Annotated in this window: 20 protein-coding genes; 19 read left to right on the forward strand and 1 reads right to left on the reverse strand. The window is 71.0% G+C overall.

Annotation, left to right across the window (positions count from 1 at the left end; genetic code table 11):
- From CRM73_RS05280 to CRM73_RS05315, 8 genes are all read left to right on the forward strand, one after another.
- Positions 1-549 (forward strand): lactate utilisation protein LutB domain-containing protein (locus CRM73_RS05280; protein WP_229587047.1); only part of this gene is annotated, 549 nt, incomplete at its 5' end.
- Entirely contained in the window at positions 546-1,187 is a 642-nt protein-coding gene (locus tag CRM73_RS05285) for an LUD domain-containing protein (RefSeq protein WP_109243667.1), read from the forward strand. The genes CRM73_RS05280 and CRM73_RS05285, both read left to right, overlap by 4 nt.
- Positions 1,188-1,350: 163 nt before the next feature.
- Positions 1,351-1,653, forward strand: a complete 303-nt coding sequence (locus tag CRM73_RS05290) for a CHY zinc finger protein (protein ID WP_229587048.1) — start codon at positions 1,351-1,353, stop codon at positions 1,651-1,653.
- A gap of 111 nt (positions 1,654-1,764) precedes the next feature.
- On the forward strand, positions 1,765-2,523 hold the full coding sequence (locus CRM73_RS05295) for an ABC transporter ATP-binding protein (RefSeq protein ID WP_229587049.1): 759 nt from the start codon (positions 1,765-1,767) through the stop codon (positions 2,521-2,523).
- Positions 2,523-3,230, forward strand: a complete 708-nt coding sequence (locus tag CRM73_RS05300; protein ID WP_305067788.1) for an energy-coupling factor transporter transmembrane component T — start codon at positions 2,523-2,525, stop codon at positions 3,228-3,230. The genes CRM73_RS05295 and CRM73_RS05300 overlap by 1 nt, the downstream gene beginning before the upstream one ends.
- A gap of 148 nt (positions 3,231-3,378) precedes the next feature.
- Positions 3,379-3,981 (forward strand): biotin transporter BioY, encoded by a 603-nt coding sequence (locus tag CRM73_RS05305; protein WP_181821166.1) that lies wholly within the window; start codon positions 3,379-3,381, stop codon positions 3,979-3,981.
- Positions 3,982-4,067: 86 nt separating this feature from the next.
- Positions 4,068-5,477 carry an AMP-binding protein gene (locus CRM73_RS05310; protein WP_229587050.1) on the forward strand — a complete coding sequence of 470 codons (1,410 nt, stop codon included), beginning with the start codon at positions 4,068-4,070 and terminating at the stop codon, positions 5,475-5,477.
- Positions 5,458-6,624, forward strand: coding sequence for a thiolase family protein (locus CRM73_RS05315; protein ID WP_115162971.1), 1,167 nt, complete (start codon positions 5,458-5,460; stop codon positions 6,622-6,624). Before CRM73_RS05310 ends, CRM73_RS05315 begins: the two co-directional genes overlap by 20 nt.
- A 108-nt stretch (positions 6,625-6,732) precedes the next feature.
- Here the strand turns inward: CRM73_RS05315 and CRM73_RS05320 are convergent, their stop codons facing one another.
- Positions 6,733-6,948 (reverse strand): hypothetical protein, encoded by a 216-nt coding sequence (locus CRM73_RS05320; protein WP_095651175.1) that lies wholly within the window; start codon positions 6,946-6,948, stop codon positions 6,733-6,735.
- A 114-nt stretch (positions 6,949-7,062) separates the two neighbouring features.
- Between CRM73_RS05320 and CRM73_RS05325 the strand changes: the two genes are divergently transcribed.
- The 11 genes from CRM73_RS05325 (at position 7,063) to CRM73_RS05375 (ending at position 18,359) form a co-directional block, all read left to right on the forward strand.
- Positions 7,063-7,626 carry a CGNR zinc finger domain-containing protein gene (locus tag CRM73_RS05325; RefSeq protein ID WP_229587051.1) on the forward strand — a complete coding sequence of 188 codons (564 nt, stop codon included), beginning with the start codon at positions 7,063-7,065 and terminating at the stop codon, positions 7,624-7,626.
- Between the two features lie 117 nt (positions 7,627-7,743).
- Positions 7,744-8,943, forward strand: coding sequence for a glycosyl hydrolase (locus CRM73_RS05330; protein ID WP_229587052.1), 1,200 nt, complete (start codon positions 7,744-7,746; stop codon positions 8,941-8,943).
- Positions 8,944-8,983: 40 nt separating this feature from the next.
- Positions 8,984-10,183, forward strand: coding sequence for a glycosyltransferase (locus CRM73_RS05335; protein WP_229587053.1), 1,200 nt, complete (start codon positions 8,984-8,986; stop codon positions 10,181-10,183).
- A gap of 91 nt (positions 10,184-10,274) precedes the next feature.
- On the forward strand, positions 10,275-12,092 hold the full coding sequence (locus CRM73_RS05340; protein WP_229587054.1) for a hypothetical protein: 1,818 nt from the start codon (positions 10,275-10,277) through the stop codon (positions 12,090-12,092).
- A gap of 294 nt (positions 12,093-12,386) precedes the next feature.
- Positions 12,387-13,073, forward strand: coding sequence for an A24 family peptidase (locus CRM73_RS05345; RefSeq protein ID WP_229587055.1), 687 nt, complete (start codon positions 12,387-12,389; stop codon positions 13,071-13,073).
- A 245-nt stretch (positions 13,074-13,318) separates the two neighbouring features.
- On the forward strand, positions 13,319-13,519 hold the full coding sequence (locus CRM73_RS05350) for a Flp family type IVb pilin (RefSeq protein ID WP_229587056.1): 201 nt from the start codon (positions 13,319-13,321) through the stop codon (positions 13,517-13,519).
- Positions 13,520-13,629: 110 nt separating this feature from the next.
- Positions 13,630-13,971 (forward strand): TadE family protein, encoded by a 342-nt coding sequence (locus CRM73_RS05355; RefSeq protein ID WP_229587057.1) that lies wholly within the window; start codon positions 13,630-13,632, stop codon positions 13,969-13,971.
- Positions 13,968-14,939: a pilus assembly protein TadG-related protein gene (locus CRM73_RS05360; protein ID WP_229587058.1), complete on the forward strand. Its 972-nt coding sequence runs from the start codon at positions 13,968-13,970 to the stop codon at positions 14,937-14,939. Before CRM73_RS05355 ends, CRM73_RS05360 begins: the two co-directional genes overlap by 4 nt.
- A gap of 56 nt (positions 14,940-14,995) precedes the next feature.
- Positions 14,996-15,706, forward strand: a complete 711-nt coding sequence (locus CRM73_RS05365) for an RcpC/CpaB family pilus assembly protein (RefSeq protein ID WP_229587059.1) — start codon at positions 14,996-14,998, stop codon at positions 15,704-15,706.
- On the forward strand, positions 15,703-16,914 hold the full coding sequence (locus CRM73_RS05370) for an AAA family ATPase (RefSeq protein ID WP_229587060.1): 1,212 nt from the start codon (positions 15,703-15,705) through the stop codon (positions 16,912-16,914). Before CRM73_RS05365 ends, CRM73_RS05370 begins: the two co-directional genes overlap by 4 nt.
- Positions 16,911-18,359 carry a CpaF family protein gene (locus tag CRM73_RS05375; protein WP_229587061.1) on the forward strand — a complete coding sequence of 483 codons (1,449 nt, stop codon included), beginning with the start codon at positions 16,911-16,913 and terminating at the stop codon, positions 18,357-18,359. The genes CRM73_RS05370 and CRM73_RS05375 overlap by 4 nt, the downstream gene beginning before the upstream one ends.
- Positions 18,360-18,373 lie beyond the last annotated feature (14 nt).

Here is an 18,373-nt window from a genome sequence, read left to right on the forward strand (position 1 = left end):
ATCACCTCCGAGCAGAACGCCTCCCTGCCCTACGCCTCCTCGCTGTGCGGGGCCTGCTACGACGTGTGCCCGGTGAAGATCAACATCCCCGAGATCCTCGTGCACCTGCGCGACGAGGACGTGCGCACCCAGCACGGCGAACGCTCCGACGACGGCGCCGCCGCGGCACCGGCCCGGACTCGGCGCCTGCTGCAGGCCCCGTCCGAGATGGACCTCATGATGAAGGGAGCGTCCTTCGTGATGTCCTCCGGAAAACGCATGGCGCTCGCCGAGAAGGCCCTCCCGCTGGGCCGGGCCGTGGCGGGCAGGGACCGCGCGATCAGCTGGCTGCCCGGCACGGCCGGCGGCTGGACCGACGAGCGGGACATCCCTGCCCCGCCGAAGGAGTCCTTCCGCAACTGGTGGGCCAAGCACGCCGACGAGACGCAGCAGCGGGTGACCGCCGACGGCGGACCCGTCACCGACGGCGCTGCCGCGACAACCGGCGCCGACGGCGTCCCGCAGGACGGGACCGCGGACGACACCCAGCACGACGGGGGAGAGCGATGACCGACGCCAGGACCGAGATCCTCAACCGGATCCGCGGGGCGCTGCACGACACGCCCGCGCCCGCACCGGCGGAGCGCACCTACCGCCGCGCCTCGGACCGGCCGCACGAGGAGGTCGTCGAGATGCTCGAGGACCGGCTGGTCGACTACAAGGCCTCGGTGCACCACGAGACCCCCGCCACCCTGCCGGGACGGATCGCCGAGTTGCTGGGCGCGTCCGCCCGCTACGTGGTGCCCGAGGGCCTGGACCGCGCCTGGCTGCCCGAAGAATCGGGCATGCGGCGGGTCATCGTGGACCCCAACGACGCCCGGGCGGCCTCCGCGCTCGGGGTGCGGGAGCTCAACGCCGTGGATGCCGTGGTGACGTCCTCGACCGTCTCCTGCGCCGAGACCGGCACCATCTTCCTCACCGGCCGCCCCGACGAGGGCCGCCGGGCGATCAGCCTGGTCCCCGACCACCACATCTGCGTGGTGCCGCTGGACTCGGTGGTCGAGCTGATCCCCGAGGCCCTCGCCCTGGTGGAGCCCACGGCCCCGGTCACCATGATCTCCGGGCCGTCCGCGACCTCGGACATCGAGCTCGAGCGCGTGGAGGGCGTGCACGGGCCCCGGACGCTGGACGTGATCCTGCTCGGCTGAGCTCCCGCACCCACCGCACGGTGGTCCTCCGCCGCGCGGCTGCGGCTCCGTACAGTGGACGTCGTCGGACGTCACGAGCGGCCGGTCCGGGTCCTCCCGCGGGAGGGGCCGGACCGGCCGCGGCACGGGAGGGGCAGCGGTGAGACGGGTTCTGGGACGTCCTGTGGACGAGCAGACGCGGTGCGTGCACTACCGCACGCCGCTGGACGTGGTCGCGATCAAGTTCTGGTGCTGCCAGGAGTACTACCCTTGTCATCTGTGCCACGAGGAGACCGCCGGCCATCCGGCGGCGCAGTGGCCGGTCGAGGAGCAGGACGCCGAGGCCGTGCTCTGCGGGGTCTGCGGCCACGAGCTCTCCGTGCGGGAGTACCTGGCGGTGGACGGCTGTCCGCGGTGCGCGGCACGGTTCAACCCGGGCTGCGCCCTGCACGCCGATCTGTACTTCGAGCCGGCACCCCGGGACTGAGACGCCCCGGGACCCAGGCGTCCCGGGGCGGCTGCAGCCCCTCCCGGACGCACCGGGGCGCGGCAGCGGCCGCCCGCCGCTGAGCAGGACGAGGAGAGGACGGCTTCCACGGTGTCGATCAAGCATCCGCTGCGGGACCGGTCCCGCCGGGCGGAGTCCTCCGTCCCGCCGGGGCCGCCGGGGACCCGGTCCTCGGCGATCCGGCTGACCGGGGTCACGGTCACCCGGGAGGGCCAGGACGTCCTGCGCGACGTCGACCTGTGCCTGGACGAACAGCGCATCGCGGTGATCGGGCTCAACGGGTCGGGCAAGTCCACTTTGGTGCGCCTGCTCAACGGACTGCTGCTGCCCACCCGGGGCACCGTGCAGGTCGGTGGGCTGTCCACCGCGACCGACGCCAAGCGCATCCGGCGGCAGGTGGGCTTCGTGTTCCAGAACCCGGAGAACCAGATCGTGATGCCGCTGGTGGCCGAGGACCTCGCCTTCGGGGCGAAGAACCTGGGCCTGCGCGGGGACGAGCTCTCCGCCCGGGTGGACGGGGTGCTGGAACGGCTGGGCATTCCCCACCTGGCCGAGCGGGAGTCCTACGCCCTGTCCGGGGGCGAGAAGCAGCTGGTGGCCCTGGCCTCGGTGCTGGTGATGGAGCCGTCCACGATCGTCTTCGACGAGCCGACCACCATGCTCGACCGGCGCAACCGGCGCCGGCTGCAGGCCACCATCGACGAGCTCGACCAGCGGGCCGTCGTGGTGACCCACGACCTGGAGCTGATCGGCGGCTACGACCGGGTGCTGGTGGTGCACGAGGGCCGGATCGCCTTCGACGGCGCCCCCGGACCGGCCGTCGCGTTCTACTGCGGGATCAGCGACTGATGGGCGCGGCCCGGCAGCAGGACGCCCGGACCGGCGCCGCCCGCCCCCACGGCGCCCGACCCCACGGTGACGGTGGGCTCCACCGTGCCGGGCCCACCGGTGTGCTGGCCCGGATCCCGGCCGGACCCAAGTTCGCGTTCCTGTTCGCCGCCAGCCTCGGCATCTACGCCGTGACGCACCTGGGCGTCCAGCTCGCCGTCCTCGGCCTGGCCGTGGCCGCCGCCTGGGCGACCCGCACCCCGGTCGCCCGCCTGGCACGGCTGCTGGCCGGGCTGCTGCTCATCGTGGGGATCGTCTTCCTCACCCTGGGGTTCACCACGACCTGGGAGGCGGCGGCGGTGGCATCCCTGCGGCTGCTGAGCCTGTGCCTGTTCGCCTGGGCGGTGAGCCTGTCCACCACGTTCGCCCAGATGCTGGCCCTGTTCGAGCGGCTGCTGGCCCCGACCCGGCACCTGGGGCTGAACCCGGCCCAGATGAGCCTGGCCCTGTCGATGACGATCCGGTTCATCCCGCAGATCCGCACCCAGTACCTCGAGGTCCGCGAGGCCCAGTTCGCCCGCGGGCTGCACAACAGTCCGGTGGCCGTGCTGGTGCCCCTGCTGGTGCGGACCCTGGAGTCGGCCCAGGAGATCGCCTCCGCCCTCGACGCCCGCTGCTACGACTCCGCGCCCCCACCACGGGCCACGTCCCGGACCGCCACCGACTGACCCCTGGCCCACCCCGACCCTCCCACCCGGACGGATCCAGCCCGTTCGTTCCAGCTCGACCGTCACCGCCCCGACCGTTCCAGACGTCTCCGCCCCGCCTGCTCGAGCCCCGCCGCTCGTCCCCGATCGAAGGACCCCCGTGACCACCATGACCTCCCGGACCGCCGACAGCTCCCAGACCACCCAGAACACCGTCCTGGTGGCCGTGTTCGCCGCCCTCATCGCCGCCCTGGGCCTGGTGCCCCCGATCACGGTGGGGATCATCCCGGTGCCCATCACGCTGCAGACCCTCGGGGTGATGCTCGCCGGTGCGCTGCTCGGGCCGGTGCGCGGGATGCTCTCCGTGGTCGTCCTGCACGCCCTGGTGCTGGCCGGGCTGCCGCTGCTGGCCGGGGGCCGGGGCGGCCTCGGGGTGTTCCTGGGCCCGACCGGCGGCTACCTGGTGGGATGGATCCCCGCGGCCCTGGTCATCGGGGCGCTGGTGCAGTACTGGGCGATCCGGCGCACCGGCCGTGCTGCCCGCTTCGCCGCGGTGCTGCTGAGCGTGGTCGCAGGCGGCATCGCGGTGATCTATGCCTTCGGGATCCCGTGGACGGCCGTGGTCACCGGGCTGCCGCTGTCCACCTCCGCCCTGGGCGCGCTCGTGTTCGTCCCCGGGGACCTGCTCAAGGCGGTCGTGGCGACCCTGGCCGCGATCAACGTCCACCGCAGCTACCGCCGGCTCCTGGGCGGGACGCCCACCGCCCGCTGACGACCGGGGAGCGCCACTCGCCGGCAACCGTCATCCATGACCCACTGCCGCACCCGCAGCGTGAGACCAGCACCGAGGACGAGGACATGCCCTTTCTGGACCGCCTGACCCGCTGGGCCGCCGAACGCCCGCGGGAACTCGCCGTCGCCTGCGGGGACGAGCGGCTGAGCTGGGGCGATCTGCGCGCTGCGGCCGCGGCCCTGGCCGCCTCGGGCGAGCCCACGGGGATCCTGCGACAGGCCAACGGCACGGACTTCGCCGTCCGCTGGGCCGCCGGGGTGGCCGAGGAACGCGTGTGCGCCGTCCTGGACCCGTCCTGGCCGGAGGACCTGACCGCGCAGGTGCGGGAGCGCTGCGCGGCGCGCCTCCCCGCCGATCCAGCCCCGGCGGAACTGCGCGACGGCGACCTCGCCTCGGCCTTCCTGATCGGCCTGACCTCGGGCACCACGGCCCTGCCCAAGGGCTTCCAGCGCAGCCGCGCCTCCTGGCGGCGCTCGTTCGAGGTCTCCGCGGAGCACTTCGGTCTGGGCCCCGAGGACCGCGTGCTGGCTCCCGGCCCCCTGGCGGCGAGCCTGAACCTCTACGCCCTCTCCGAGTGCCTCCACGCCGGGGCCGGCTTCGTGACCCTGCCGGGCTTCGACGTCGCCGCCGCCCACGCCGCGATCACCGGACACGGGGTCACCCGCCTGGTGCTCGTGCCCACCGTGCTGCGCGTCCTCGCCGAGCGAGGCCTGGCCGCCGGTGCCGACGCGAGCGGCGTCACGGCGATCGTGTGCGCCGGACAGAAGTTGGACCCCACCACGTTCGCGGCGGCCCGGCGCTGGGCCCCGCACGCCACGATCTGGGAGTACTACGGTGCCGCCGAGCTCGGCTTCGTCACCGCGCGCTGCCACCGCCCGGGCGAGCCCGCCGAGATGCCGGCCGAGGACCCCGGCACCGCGGTGGGCGTCCCGTTCCCCGGCGTGGACGTGGCTGTCCTGGACGACGCCGGGACCCCCGCGCCGGAGGGCGTGACGGGCACGATCTGCGTGCGCTCGGACCTGGTCTGCGACGGCTGCCTCTGGGGCGAGGACGGCCAGGGCTTCGGCCGGCTCGGCAGCCTGCACACGGTGCGGGACCAGGGCTTCCTCCGCAACGGGCAGCTGCACGTGCTGGGGCGGGCGGCGGAGTTGATCAACACCGGTGGGCTCAACGTCTATCCGCACGAGGTCGAGGCGGCCCTGGCCCTGGTGCCCGGAGTGGCCGACGTCGTCGTCGCCGGCCTTCCCGACGACGCCCGCGGCCAGCGGATCGTGGCCGGGATCCTCCCGGCCCCCACGGGGCCGGACCGGCGGCGGATCCGGGCCGGCCTGGCGGGGAGGCTGGCCCCGGCCAAGCGCCCGCAGCAGTACTGGGAGCTCCGGGAGCTGCCGGTGACCGCGAACGGCAAGCTCAGCCGCGCGGTGTTCCGCGACTGGATCCTCGAAGGAGACGCCCGTGTCCGACCGCTCGGCTGATGCCCCCGTGCTGGTGCTGGGCCGGCGCACGCCCCTGGCGCGCGCCGGGACCCTGCTCGAGGGCCTGCCCGTCCACCGGCTGCTGGCCCCGGTGCTCCGCTCCCTGCTGGCGGACTCGGGCCTGGATCCCGCCCGGCTCGCCGACGTGGTCGTGGGCAACGCGGTGGGCGCCGGCGGCAACCTGGCCCGGCTCGCCGCCCTCGAGGCCGGTCTGCCGCTGTCCGTGCCGGGACTGACCGTGGACCGGCAGTGCGGCTCGGGTCTGGACGCCGTGGTGCTGGCCTGCCGGCTCGCCCAGGCCGGGGCGGGCCCGGCCTTCCTCGCCGGCGGGGCCGAGAGCATCAGCACCGCACCGCTGCGCGGACGACGACGCGAGGACGGGGGAGTCGAGTTCTACCGCCGCGCCCAGTTCGCCCCGGAGCACCTGGGCGATCCCGACATGGGTGCGGCCGCCGAGACGGTCGCCCGCGAGCACGGGATCGGCCGGGAACGCCAGGACGCCTTCGCGCTGCGCAGCCACCGGCGGGCGCTGGCCGCCGCGGAGGTGGGGGCCTTCGAGGACGAGCTGGTGCCGGTCACCGGACCCCGTGGTGAGGTGCGGTCCGACAACGGCCCGCGCCGGGCGCTGAACGCCAAGCTGCTGGCACGCTTCCCGGCCGTGTTCGCGGCCGGCGGGACGGTCACGGCCGGGAACTCCTGTGGGGACGCCGACGGCGCGGCCGCCGTGCTCGTCACCGACCCGGCCACGGCCCGAGCTCTGAACCGGCGGGACGGGCTCGCCTTCCGCGGTGCGGTGACGGTGGGGGTGGACCCGGCGCGGCTGGGCATCGGCGCCGCCGTGGCCGCCCGGCAGCTGCTGGCGGAGCAGGGCGTGGCGGTGGAGGAGCTGGCGGCGGCCGAGTTCAACGAGGCCTTCGCCGGACAGGTGCTGGCCTGCACGGACCTGCTCGGCCTCGACGAGGAGGTGCTCAACGCCGAGGGCGGCGCCCTGGCCCTGGGCCACGCCTACGGCGCCTCCGGGGCGGTGTCCGTGGTGCGCCTGCTGTCCCGGTCACGGGCCCTGCCCACCGGGAGCCTGCTGCTGGCGATGATCAGCTCCGCCGGCGGGATCGGCACGGCGGCCCTGTTCGAGAAGGTCGCGCTCTGACCGGAGCGGGTGCGCCGCGGACGACAGGCCGTGCCCCGGCCGAGGACTGTCCCTCCGGCGGGGACGGTGGCCGGCCCCGGGCGAGAGGCCCTGCTGACCGTGTGCCGCTCAGCGCGAGCGCTGCGCCGCCGCGAGCTCCGCGTCGTCCAGGGCGGGGTAGGACGGGCCGTGCTCGCCGAGCACGGTCACGCCGCGCCGCACGTTGTAGTACACGTCCCGCAGCGTCCAGCTGCGCAGGGCCGTGCGCTCGCGCCGCGGGACGGACTGCCGGCCCACGGTGGCGAACACGAAGAGCAGCGCCAGGAGGTAGAGTCCGCCGACCATGAGGAGCTCCTTCTCGCGACCATCGTCGCGTAAGGGTCTAAACTGTTGATGACACTCACGCTAGCCGTGGAAGGGATAAGTAGTCAAGTGCATTTTGCCTATGACACTGAAGACGTGCTCGAGTCCGACGTGGCGCTGATGAACACCGCGCCGGGGGCCTCCCGCTCCGGGGAGGACGAGCTGGTGACCACCGCGCAGCTGCGGGCCCTCCTCGAGCAGCACGGCTGGTCGGGGCGCTTCGACCGTGACGAGCACGAGCTGGCCGAGGTGCGCGAGGTCCGGGGCGAGCTGCGGCGGGTCTGGGCCCTGGACCGGGACGCCATGGTGGACGCGGTCAACGCCGTGCTCGACACCACCGAGCTCGCCCCGCACCTGGCCCGGCACGACGGGAAGGACTGGCACCTGCACGCCTCACCCTCGGACGCTCCCCTGGCCGCCCGCCTGCGCCTGGAGACGGCGTTCGCCCTCGTGGACGTGATCCGCGCCGACGAGACGGACCGGCTGCGCGAGTGCGGGGCCGAGGACTGCGGCGGGGTGCTCCTGGACCTCTCCCGCAACCGCTCCAAGCGCTTCTGCAGCCAGCGCTGCGCGAACCGCACCAACATGACCGCCTACCGTCGGCGGCAGGCCTCCGACACGGACACGGACGACCGCCCGGACTCCGGCGCCGGGGCGTGAACCGGCCCGGCTGACCGGCCGGCGCGGCGGGCGGAGCGTCGTCGTCGTTCGTCACGGACCGCGCCGCCGGACGCTCATCTCCATGATTTTCTATCGAACGCTTCCTAAGCTGAGCGAGTGAAGGAATCCTCGCTCGTCGCCGTCGTGTTCGTCGCCGCCCTCGCCCTGGGCGGCGGCACCCTCGCGGCCCAGATCACCTCCCAGTCCGACGAGGAGGTCCAGGCGGCGCCGCTGCCCTCGTGCACCGTCCTCGACCGGTCCGAGCTGGTTCCCGGGACCGGCGCCCTCTACGGCGTGAACCTCGACTGGGAGGACAAGCCGCTGGCCGACTACGCCGACCGGCTCGGCCACCGGCCCGCCGTGTCCGTGTCCTTCACGGGATTCCCCTACGACGATCGCGGGCACGACCACCTGCGGATGGCGGCCGACCAGGTCCGGGCCGACGGCCGGATGCTGCTGCTGACCCTCGAGCCCGAGGGCGGGCTCGCCGAGGTCACCGACGACGCCGTGCGGCAGCTGACCGCCGACCTCGCGGCGATCAACGACTCCGGGGTGCCGGTGGTCGTGCGCTTCGCCCACGAGATGAACGGCTCCTGGTACGCCTGGGGCCACCAGCCGACCGCCTACGTGGAGGCCTATCGGCGGGTGGCGGACGCGGTGCACGAGCACGCCCCCGGCTCGGCGATGATGTGGGCCCCGAACTACGGGGGCGGCTACCCGTTCGCCGGCGGGCAGCACGAGGCCGAGCCCGGCAGCGCCGACTTCGCGGCCCTCGACACCGACGGGGACGGCGCGCTGACCATGGCCGACGACCCGTACGCCCCCTACTACCCGGGGGACGACGCCGTGGACTGGGTGGGCATGTCCCTGTACCACTGGGGTGACCAGCACCCCTGGGGCGAGAACGAGCTGCCCGAACCCGGCAAGTTCGCCGCCCAGCTCACGGGCGCCTACTCCGGCGCCGGCGGCGACGACCGCGCCGTCCCCGACTTCTACGCCGAGTACGGGCAGCGGCGCGGCAAGCCCGTGGCCATCCCGGAGACCGCCGCCCTGTACAACCCGGCGCAGGGCGGTGCGGACGAGCTGGCGATCAAGCAGGCGTGGTGGGGCCAGGTCTTCGACGAGTCGATTCCCCAGGACTTCCCGCAGCTGAAGATGATCAGCTGGTTCGAGTGGGACAAGCACGAGGTCGAGATCGACGGGCCGGTGGACTGGACGACCACCAACACCGCCGCCGTCCGGGACGCGTTCACCGCGGATCTGCCCGAGTGGCTGCGCTGGGGCCCGGAGGAGAGCTGCACCCCGCCCGGTTCCTGATCCGCCTGCGGTCGGGGCGCGGCAGGAGCACACTGGGTCCATGAGGATGATGCTGCTGACCGCGGGCACCCGCGGCGACGTGGAGCCGTTCGCCGCCCTCGCCCGCTTCGCCGCCGGCCACGGCCACGACGTCCGCCTGGGCATCCCCGATTCCTCCGGCGTGGACCTGTCCGGCCTGGACACCGTGAGCCTGGAGGTGGACTTCCACCGGCTGGTCCAGGAGCACGGGATCTCGCCGTGGACGGCCGTGCGGCACTTCCGCACCGAGGTGGGCCCCGGCATGCGCCGGATGCTGGCCGCCGCCGTGCGGGAGACGCTCGCGTTCGCGCCGGACGTGGTGGTCCACCACCCCAAGGTGCTCACGGCGCCGGCGGTGGCGCAGGCCCCCGGCGTCCCGCACGTGGTGGTCGAGGCCGTTCCCGTGCTCACTCCCACTCGGCAGTTCCCGGCGCCCGGCGTGGTGAACCGGGACCTCGGCCGGTTCAACTGCGCCACCTACGCGGTGGCCCGCGGTGCCGAGCGGATGTTCCGCCGGGACATCGACCGCGCCTGCGCCCAGCTGCCCGGCGGCCGGCCGGCCGCCGTTCCCGCTCCGGCGGCCACCCTGTTGCCCATCAGCCCGCAGCTGCTGCCGCGCCCGGACGACTGGCCGGCCTCCGTGCACCTCACCGGGTCCTGGCACGCCGACGCCCCGGTGCCGGAGTCCGATCCCGCCGTGCGCGAGTTCCTGCGGGGCGGGCCCTACCTCGTGGCGACCTTCGGTTCCATGGCCTCCGGGGATCCGGTGGCCCGGGGGAGGGCGGTGGTGGAGAGCGCCCGTGCCCACGGTCTGCGGACGCTGCTGCTCATCGGGTGGGGTGGCCTCGCGCTGCCGGACGACCTCCAGGGCGCCCTCCGGGACGACGTGTTCGCCGTGCCGTCCCTGCCTCTCGACGCGGTGCTGCCCGGTGCGGAACTGGCCATCCACCACGGCGGGGCCGGGACCGTCCACACCGTGGCCCGCGCCGGCGTTCCGCACGTGGTGGTCCCGTTCCTGGCCGACCAGCCGTTCTGGGGGCGGCAGCTCCACCGCATCGGCCTGGCCGCCGTGCCCATCCCGCAGAAGAAGCTGACGGCCGAGCGGCTCACCGCGGCGATCGGCGACGCCTTGGGGTGCCGTGCCGCCGCCGAGCGGGTGGGCCGCGAGGTGCGGAAGGAGCACGGCCTGGAGGCTGCACTGTCCGTGCTCACCTCCTGCTGAGCTTCGAAAGCCGCCCGGCCGGTGTAGTTTGCTTTTGAGAATGCACAGCTGCCCGGCACCGAGCCCGGTGCACCGAGGGGCAAGGACACGCATGGGCGGCGACCATCGGGCGGAACGCACCGCAGTAGTAGAGCGGTTGCGCGCCATGTCCCGCACCCAGACGCGGGACGGAGCGGAGGGGGCTCAGGAGCTGGAGCATGCCCTGGCCTTCCTCGGGGAGCTCGACCTCCGGACGCTGCGGGAGATCGAACGGGAGCTCGCCCGCCCCGACAGCATCATCACCAGGCCGGACACGGGAGCCCACGGGGGTCTCGCGACTTTCCTGGGCGCCCGGTACGCTGCGGCGTTCCCCGCGTCCCGATACCACCCGAGCACACCGGGCCCGCAGATCCGGGCCCGCCTGCTGGACACCCTGGTGTTCCGGGAGATCCGGAGAGCCCACGGCAGCACGATGTTCGACCGTTCCGTGCGCGGGGTCCAGGGCGCTCTGGGGCTGTCCCCGCGCGACAGTCTCGCGGAGACGGGCTTCCCCGAGTACGGAGCGGCGGCCGTGTTCCTGCTGCTCGACGTCGCGGCGTCCTTCGCGACCGTGCAGCTCAGCAAGACCTCCGCCCACATCACCGCGTCCATGGGCTACTCCGGCATGGACGCCTACGCGGACGCCCTCGACGCCTGCCACTTCATGACCGCGGCCTTCGCCAAGCACCTCCTGCGGTCCCCACCGGATCCCGACAAGCTGGTGACCATGGCGGCGCGCGGGCGGCTGGACGGCTACGGCATCTCGCCCACGGATCTCGACGGCGACCGGCTGCGCACCGAACTCTCGAAGCTCCGGGACCGACTGCCCGAGCTGAGCGGTCCGTACTCCTCTTGGGGACCCGCCGGGGACGCCGTCCGCCGTCAGCCCCCGGACACCGCCGGGCGGGAGGACGACGCGCGACAGTCCTTCAGCGTCTCCCGGCGCCCGGGCCGGCCCCGGACTGCCGGCGAGGCCGAGCAGCACCACCTGTCCCGCAAGGACTGGTCCTGGTGGGTTCGCGAACACCGGGCTCGGCTGGCGCCGGTGCTGGCGATTGCCGCGCTCGGCATCTTCTGGTGGTCGGCGCGGGCGTCCGCACTGGAGGTCTCGGGCAGGCTCATCGTGCTCGCGGGCCTGATGGGGGCCATCGCCGGCGCCGCACTGGCCGCTCTCCTCGGCTCCCGGGCGCAGGCCTTCTTCCGGGCGGCCGAGGGGCTCAATATGTACACGGTGCTGCAGGGTCGGCGCGACGCGCAGTTCCTGCGCGCCTTGCGGACGCTGCGCCCGGACCTCTTCATCGGTGCCCGCCACGCCGGCCTTCCCCGGCTCGTCACCGTGGTGGTCGAGCGCAACGGCGTGCTGTTCCTGGGCCGCGGCGCACGCCCCCGTGTCGTCGCGGCGTTCCACTGGTTGCACGTTCCGCGGATCACTGTCCCCGAGGACCCACCCGGGAGACCCCGCCGACGAGTGCACCGGGTGGCCTTCGAGGTCCGCAGAGAAGGGGCCGACGTGGTGCTCGGCCTCCCGCTCGAGCGGGCGAAGGTGGCCTGGACGCAGAGCAGCTACCTCGAGAACAAACCGCTGGAGGCGGTGCTCTCACTCCTGCAGGGCTTGCGGCACACCTGGGCGCTGCCCCCGTTCGGCGAACGCAATCATGGTGACAACGCGGACACCTCCGAGCGTCTGCGCCTGCTGAGCGGCGCTGACGAGATGGCCGGCACCCGCTGGGAGCAGGAAGCCCTCGACTGGGAGTTCGAGTTCCGTCCGCCACTGGAACTCGCGGGTGCCGCCGCGGCACGCCGGGAACAGGCCGTGCTGGCAATGGTCGTCGTGCTCATGGCACTCGGGTGCGTCCTCGTCCCGCCGGTGCTGTCCTGGCTCGTCAACTGATCTCGGAAGCTCAGCGGCCGAAGGGCCCAGCCACCTCCGACCGAGGATTGTCCTGTCACTGCACGAGAGATCGAACCGGTGCTTCTGGGCGCTGTATTTCTCGAGAATTCCGGTCGGGGCTTTTCGAACTGAGAGCCGTGAATTCTGCAATGGCCGATTGACGTGCCACAACACCGGGAGAATGGATTGCTCGGTTAGTCTCGGTCCCGTACGTGACCCCTGAGTGGGGGACAACTGCACATCCGGGCGTCAGCCGAAGCGCCCACGGACCGGAGGAGCGCCTTCGTGGAGCCCATGCTCGGAACAGCACCCCTCTGGTTGGTGCTCACCGCCGGTCTCATCGGCGCTGTGGTGGGCTGGTCCCTGCCGCGAGTGGTCCTCCGCTACAGCCCCGTCACGGACGAGCCTGCCTCTGCGCCCTCCCGTCCACTGCTGGCGTTGGCCACGGCGGCACTCTTCGTCCTCGTGGCCGCATACTTCGGGCTCAGCTGGCAGCTTCCGGCGTATCTGTTCTTCGCGGCCGTCGCGGTGGTGCTCACAGTGATCGACCTGCGCCACCACCTGCTGCCCAACGCCGTGGTGCTGCCGGCGCTGGGCATCGGTTCCGTGCTGCTCGCGCTCGCCGCCACGGGCGAGAACACTTGGGGCGCGCTGCTGCGCGCCGTGCTGGGTGCTCTCGCGCTCTTCGTCCTCTATCTCGTGCTTGCGCTCATCTCGCCGGCCGGACTCGGCATGGGTGACGTTAAGCTCGCCGCCGTGCTGGGCCTGTTCCTGGGGTTCCAAGGGTGGGGTGCTCTGTTCGTGGGGGCGGTGCTGGCGTCCGTGGTCGGCATGGTGGTGGGGCTCGCAGTCCTGGCGTCCCGCCGCGGTGGTCTGCGCAGTGACGTCCCGTTCGGCCCGTCGATGCTGGCCGGCGCCCTGGTGGCCGTGGTGTGGGGAGAGCTTCTGGCGCGGGAGTACCTGCTGCCTGGGCTGTACTGACCCCAATCGGGGGACAAGTGTGCCAGCCACTCCTGTTCATGCAGGTGAATGCATCTCCCACTAGGCATTGCGTCGCTGTTTGACGTCCCCCAAAGTGCATGCATCTGAATGCTTGTGTCTTTGCTGGAGCAAAGTCTAATCTTCTTACAGGTCAGTAGCCCGGTACGGGGAGCCTCTCGCAGGCAGTGTCGGAATCAGCTGAAGACCCACTCCACCATTTCTCTGCTTTGCTTAGGAGCTTTCTCATGCTGCCTCTTTTCATCACCCTCCAGACCATCTTCGGCGACGCCAAGGCCCGCCTCTCCGGCGAGGAGAAGGGCGCGACCGCGGTCGAGTACGGCCTGCTTATCGGCCTCGTCTCACTCATCCTGGTTGCGGCTCTCGTGGCTCTCGGGCCCGAATTCATCGCTCTGGTCACCCGTATCGGCGACCAGATCAACCCGTAGTCCCATCAGTGCATTCGCGCCGCGGCGACCCTCGTCCGGGTCGTCGCGGCGCGGCACTTTCCGGTTCGAAGTAGGGGAATATGAGCCGTTTCAGATGCGCCCGTGGAGCTGTGGCCGTTGAGTTCGCGCTTGTGCTCCCACTCTTGTTGACCATTCTCTTTGCGATCATCGAGTTCGGCCACGCGTACAACGTGCAGATCAGCGTCACGCACGCTGCCCGTGAGGCAGCGCGAACCATGGCTGTCACGCAGGACTGGACCGCAGCCCAAGACGCAGCTCTGGCCTCTTCGCCCTCTCTGACTCCGACGGACCTCCAGTTCCCGGCGGAGCCGGCCTGCACGGCCGGTATGCCTGTTGAAGTCATACTCACCTACCCGCTACCCGGCTTAACGGGTCTGCTCCCGAGCGGTATCGATGTTGTAGGAACGGCGGCCATGCAATGCGGCGGATGATCGAACGGCTGTATCACGACGCCAATGGCGGTATTTCCGTGATGGTGGCCCTGCTGCTAGTGGTTCTGCTTGGTGCCGCAGCCATAGCTGTCGACGTCGGCGCCATGTATGCGGAGCGTGCTGAGCTTCAGAATGGTGCTGATGCCGCGGCTCTGGCGATTGCCCAAGATTGTGCTGATGGATCTTGTCTCACCACGGACGCGACAGCCCAGCTGTACGCCAATTCGAATGCCAAGGACAACGCGACCAATATCGCCGACGTCCAGCTCACTCCGTCTTCCGTCACCGTCGACGTCACAAGCCAGGACGGGGCTACCGGGGCTGGTTCCCTCGCCCTCTTTTTCGCCCCTGTCCTGGGTGTGGACGAGACAACGGTAGGAGCGACCGCCACGGCTGGTTGGAACATGTTCCCTGAAAGCGGCACCGCAGTTCTACCGCTGGCATTCTCGACGTGCGTGTTCAGTGACGCCCCCGTTGGGGAGATACGTCTTTTTCAAACGCACGGGAACGGGATGCCTGCGCCGTGTGGGGAGGGCACACCTCCTGGAGCTTTCCAATGGTTGGATGATCCCCTCGGCAATTGCAGCGCATTCGTCACTATCGCCGATGATGAACCAGCGCAGGCTAGCAGCGATCCCGGCAACGACATCTCGCAGGCCTGCAAGGACCTTTTGCCCACGTTGATCGGCAAGGAGGTGCTGCTTCCTGTGTACGAGGACACCGCCGGCTCGGGCCAAGAAGCCACCTACGACATCAAAGGCTGGGCGGGATTTATCCTGCGGGGTTGGCGGTTCCCTGGCTCCCAGTATCCTCCGACGCCAATTCCTGGAACTGAATGCCCCGGGCCGGGCAGCTGCAAAGGGTTGATCGGCGAGTTCGTCGAGTTCGGCTCCCTCGGCGACGGGTTCACCGGAACGACTGATCCGAATGCCGACCTCGGTGCCTCCATCGTCACCCTTACCAATTAACAACACCAGCATCGCGAGATCGGAAAACCGTGAAAGTTCGTGTCATCGCCGCCGTCATGGCTGCATTCCTTGCCGTGGTCGGTGCGGTTCTCGTCTCGGGATACGTCCGGACCGCCGACGCACGTGCCCTCGAGGGCACGGAGACCCAGGAGGTCTTCGTCGTCGAGAGCGAGGTACGAGCCGAGATGCCCGTCGAAGAACTGGCCAAGCACCTGCGCAAACAGACGCTGCCCGTCTCCGCCCTCGCCGAGGACGCCGTCAACGATCTCGCCGAGTTCGAGGGCCGAGTCACTGCCGTCGAGCTCCGACCGGGCGAGCAGCTGCTGGGCAGCCGGCTCGTCACCCTCAACTCCCTTCAGGAACCAGGCCGCGTGGCGGTGCCCAAGGAGCTCCAGGAGGTCACCATCCAAGTGAGTGCCGATCGGGTGGTCGGTGGTCAGGTCAAGGCCGGCGACTTCGTAGGGGTGTTCGCTTCCTTCGACCAGGGCCCCGGAGACAAACCCGCCACGGAGCTGGTGTTCCACCGGGTGCTCGTCACCAGCATTCAGGGTGCGCCGGTCGCCGCCGAGGCGAGCGGTGAGGAGGAAGCCACCCCGGGCGCGCCTCCGGTCCCCGAGGGGGCCATGCTCGTCACGCTCGCCCAGGACGCGGCTGACGCCGAGAAGACCGTTTTCGCGGCGGAGTTCGGCAGAATCTGGCTGTCGAACCAGCCCGTGGACGCCAAATGGAACGACGACGGAGCCAGCATGGAGGACTTCTTCAAATGAGCAGATTCCTACTCGTCACCTCGGACGTGACGTTCGAGCAGCGTGTGCAGACGGCCATCGCCGGCCGGATTCCGGGTTCGGTGCAGACCGTCTACAACGCGCAGGTCCCGGACACCCCCGATGAGCTCCTGCGCAAGGTGGTCGGCGAGCTGCCGTCGGTCCTGCTGCTGGGGCCCGGAGTGGACCCGGGTGCCGCGCTCCGTCTGGCGTCCGTGTTCGACGTCCAGCACCCCGAGATCAGCCTGGTCCTCGTCGCAGACGCGGATCCCGCGCTCGCACTGGCGGCGATGCGATCCGGCGTTCGGGACATCCTCGAGCCGCAGGCGGAGGCTGACGTCATCCGTGTGCTGCTCGAGCGGGCCTGCCACACCGCCGACAGCCGGCGGCGCGGTCTGATCCCTGATCCGTCCCTGGACGCAGCCCCGACCCGCCTCGGCGGCCGGGTGATTGCGGTGACCTCTCCCAAGGGAGGCGTCGGCAAGACTACGGTCGCCACCAACCTGGCGGTCGGTCTCGGTAAGCTCGCGCCCATGTCCACGGTCCTCGTGGATCTTGACGTGCAGTTCGGCGACGTCGCCGCAGTGCTCAACCTCACCCCCGAGCACACGCTCACCGACGCGGTGACGGGGGCGGCCGCGCAGGACACGATGGTGCTCAAGGCGTTTCTCAGTGTCCATCCCACGTCGATCTACGCGCTCTGCACGCCGGACTCGCCGGCCGAAGCCGATCTCATCAACGCGAATCAGATCGGGCACATGCTGGATCAGCTGGCCAGCGAGTTCCAATTCGTCGTCGTCGACACCGCCCCGGGCCTGGGGGAGCACACCCTGGCCGCGCTGGAGTCGGCGACGGACGTGGTGTTCATCTCCGGCATGGACGTGCCCGGAGTGCGCGGGCTGCGCAAGGAGATCGACGTCCTCGCCGAGTTGCAGATGCTGCCCGGGTCGCGGCACATCGTGGTCAACATGGCCGACCGTGCCAGTGGTCTGAGCGTCCAGGACATCGAGGCGACGGTCCGGACGCCGGTGGACGTGGTGGTGCCCCGGTCCAAGGCGGTGACCTACTCCACCAACAAGGGCGAGCCGATCCTCCAGGAGGCCTCGCGGGACAAGGCCGCGAAGGCCCTCAACCAGCTCGTGGCCCGCTTCGATCCCGCGCACTCCACCGCACCCCGCAAGGCCGTGCACCGACGGGCGGTGCTCCAATGAAGCTCTCCCAACGACTCGACGCCGCCCGCGGAGTGCCCGCCCCGCCGGTCGTCGAACCCGCTCCCACGACCGATGAGGCCGGTGGTGAGGAGTTCGTGCCCACGTTCGTCGTGGAGACCCACTCTGTCCCGGTCTCGGTCACCCCGGCGTCCGACGCCCTGGGCTCGCTCAAGGACCGTGTGGCCGAGGCGCTGTTCGAGCGCATCGGCAGCCGGCTCAACGACTCAGGACTGACCGAGGCCTCCCTCCAGGTCTACGCCCGTGAGGAACTGACCCAGATCGTTGACGCCGAGCAGGTTCCGCTCACCGTCGAGGAGCGGCAGCGTCTGGTTCGCGAGATCAGCGACGACGTTCTCGGGTTCGGACCGCTGCAGCGGTTCCTGGACGACGAGTCCGTCACGGAGATCATGGTCAACGGACCGGACCACATCTTCGTCGAGCAGGGTGGCCGGGTCGGCCTCAGCAACGCGCAGTTCAAGTCCGAGGAGCATCTGCGCCAGGTCATCGAGAAGATCGTCTCGAAGGTGGGGCGTCGCATCGACGAGTCCTCACCGCTCGTGGACGCCCGCCTCGAGGACGGCTCGCGCGTCAACGCCGTCATTCCGCCGCTGGCGGTCAACGGGTCGTCGCTCACCATCCGCAAATTCGCCGCTGACCCGCTCAAGGTCGCCGACCTCGTCCGGTTCGGCTCGATGTCACCGGAGATGGCGGAGCTGCTCAACGCCTGCGTCAAGGCGCACCTCAACATCCTCATCTCCGGTGGCACGGGCACGGGCAAGACGACCCTGCTCAATGTCATGTCCTCGTTCATTCCGCACGACGAGCGGATCATCACCATTGAGGACGCGGTCGAGCTGCAGCTCCAGCAGGAGCACGTGGTGCGTCTGGAGAGCCGCCCGGCGAACATCGAGGGCAAGGGCGAGATCACCATCCGCGACCTCGTCAAGAACTCGCTCCGCATGCGTCCCGACCGCATCGTCGTCGGCGAGTGCCGCGGTGGCGAGGCGCTCGACATGCTCCAAGCCATGAACACCGGTCATGACGGATCGCTGTCCACCATCCACGCGAACTCGCCGCGAGACGTCATCGCCCGCCTGGAGACCCTCGTGCTCATGGCGGGGATGGATCTTCCCCTGCGGGCCGTCCGGGAACAGATTTCCTCGGCCATCGACGTGGTCGTTCAGCTGACGCGCCTGCGCGACGGCACCCGGCGCGTCACCCACATCACTGAGGTGCAGGGCATGGAGGGCGAGATCGTGACCCTCCAAGACGCCTTCGTCTTCGACTACAGCGCGGGGGTGGACGCCAACGGGCGGTTCCTTGGCAAGGCCATCCCCACCGGGGTGCGTCCGCGGTTCGTGGACCGGTTCGAGGACTTCGGCATCCACGTCTCGCCCAAAGTCTTCGAGATGCCGGAGACGACGGCACCAGGGCGGGTGCGCTGATGGTGGTCGTCCTC

Origin of the sequence: Kocuria sp. CCUG 69068, assembly GCF_020833785.1 — a bacterium.
GTDB lineage: Bacteria > Actinomycetota > Actinomycetes > Actinomycetales > Micrococcaceae > Kocuria > Kocuria rosea.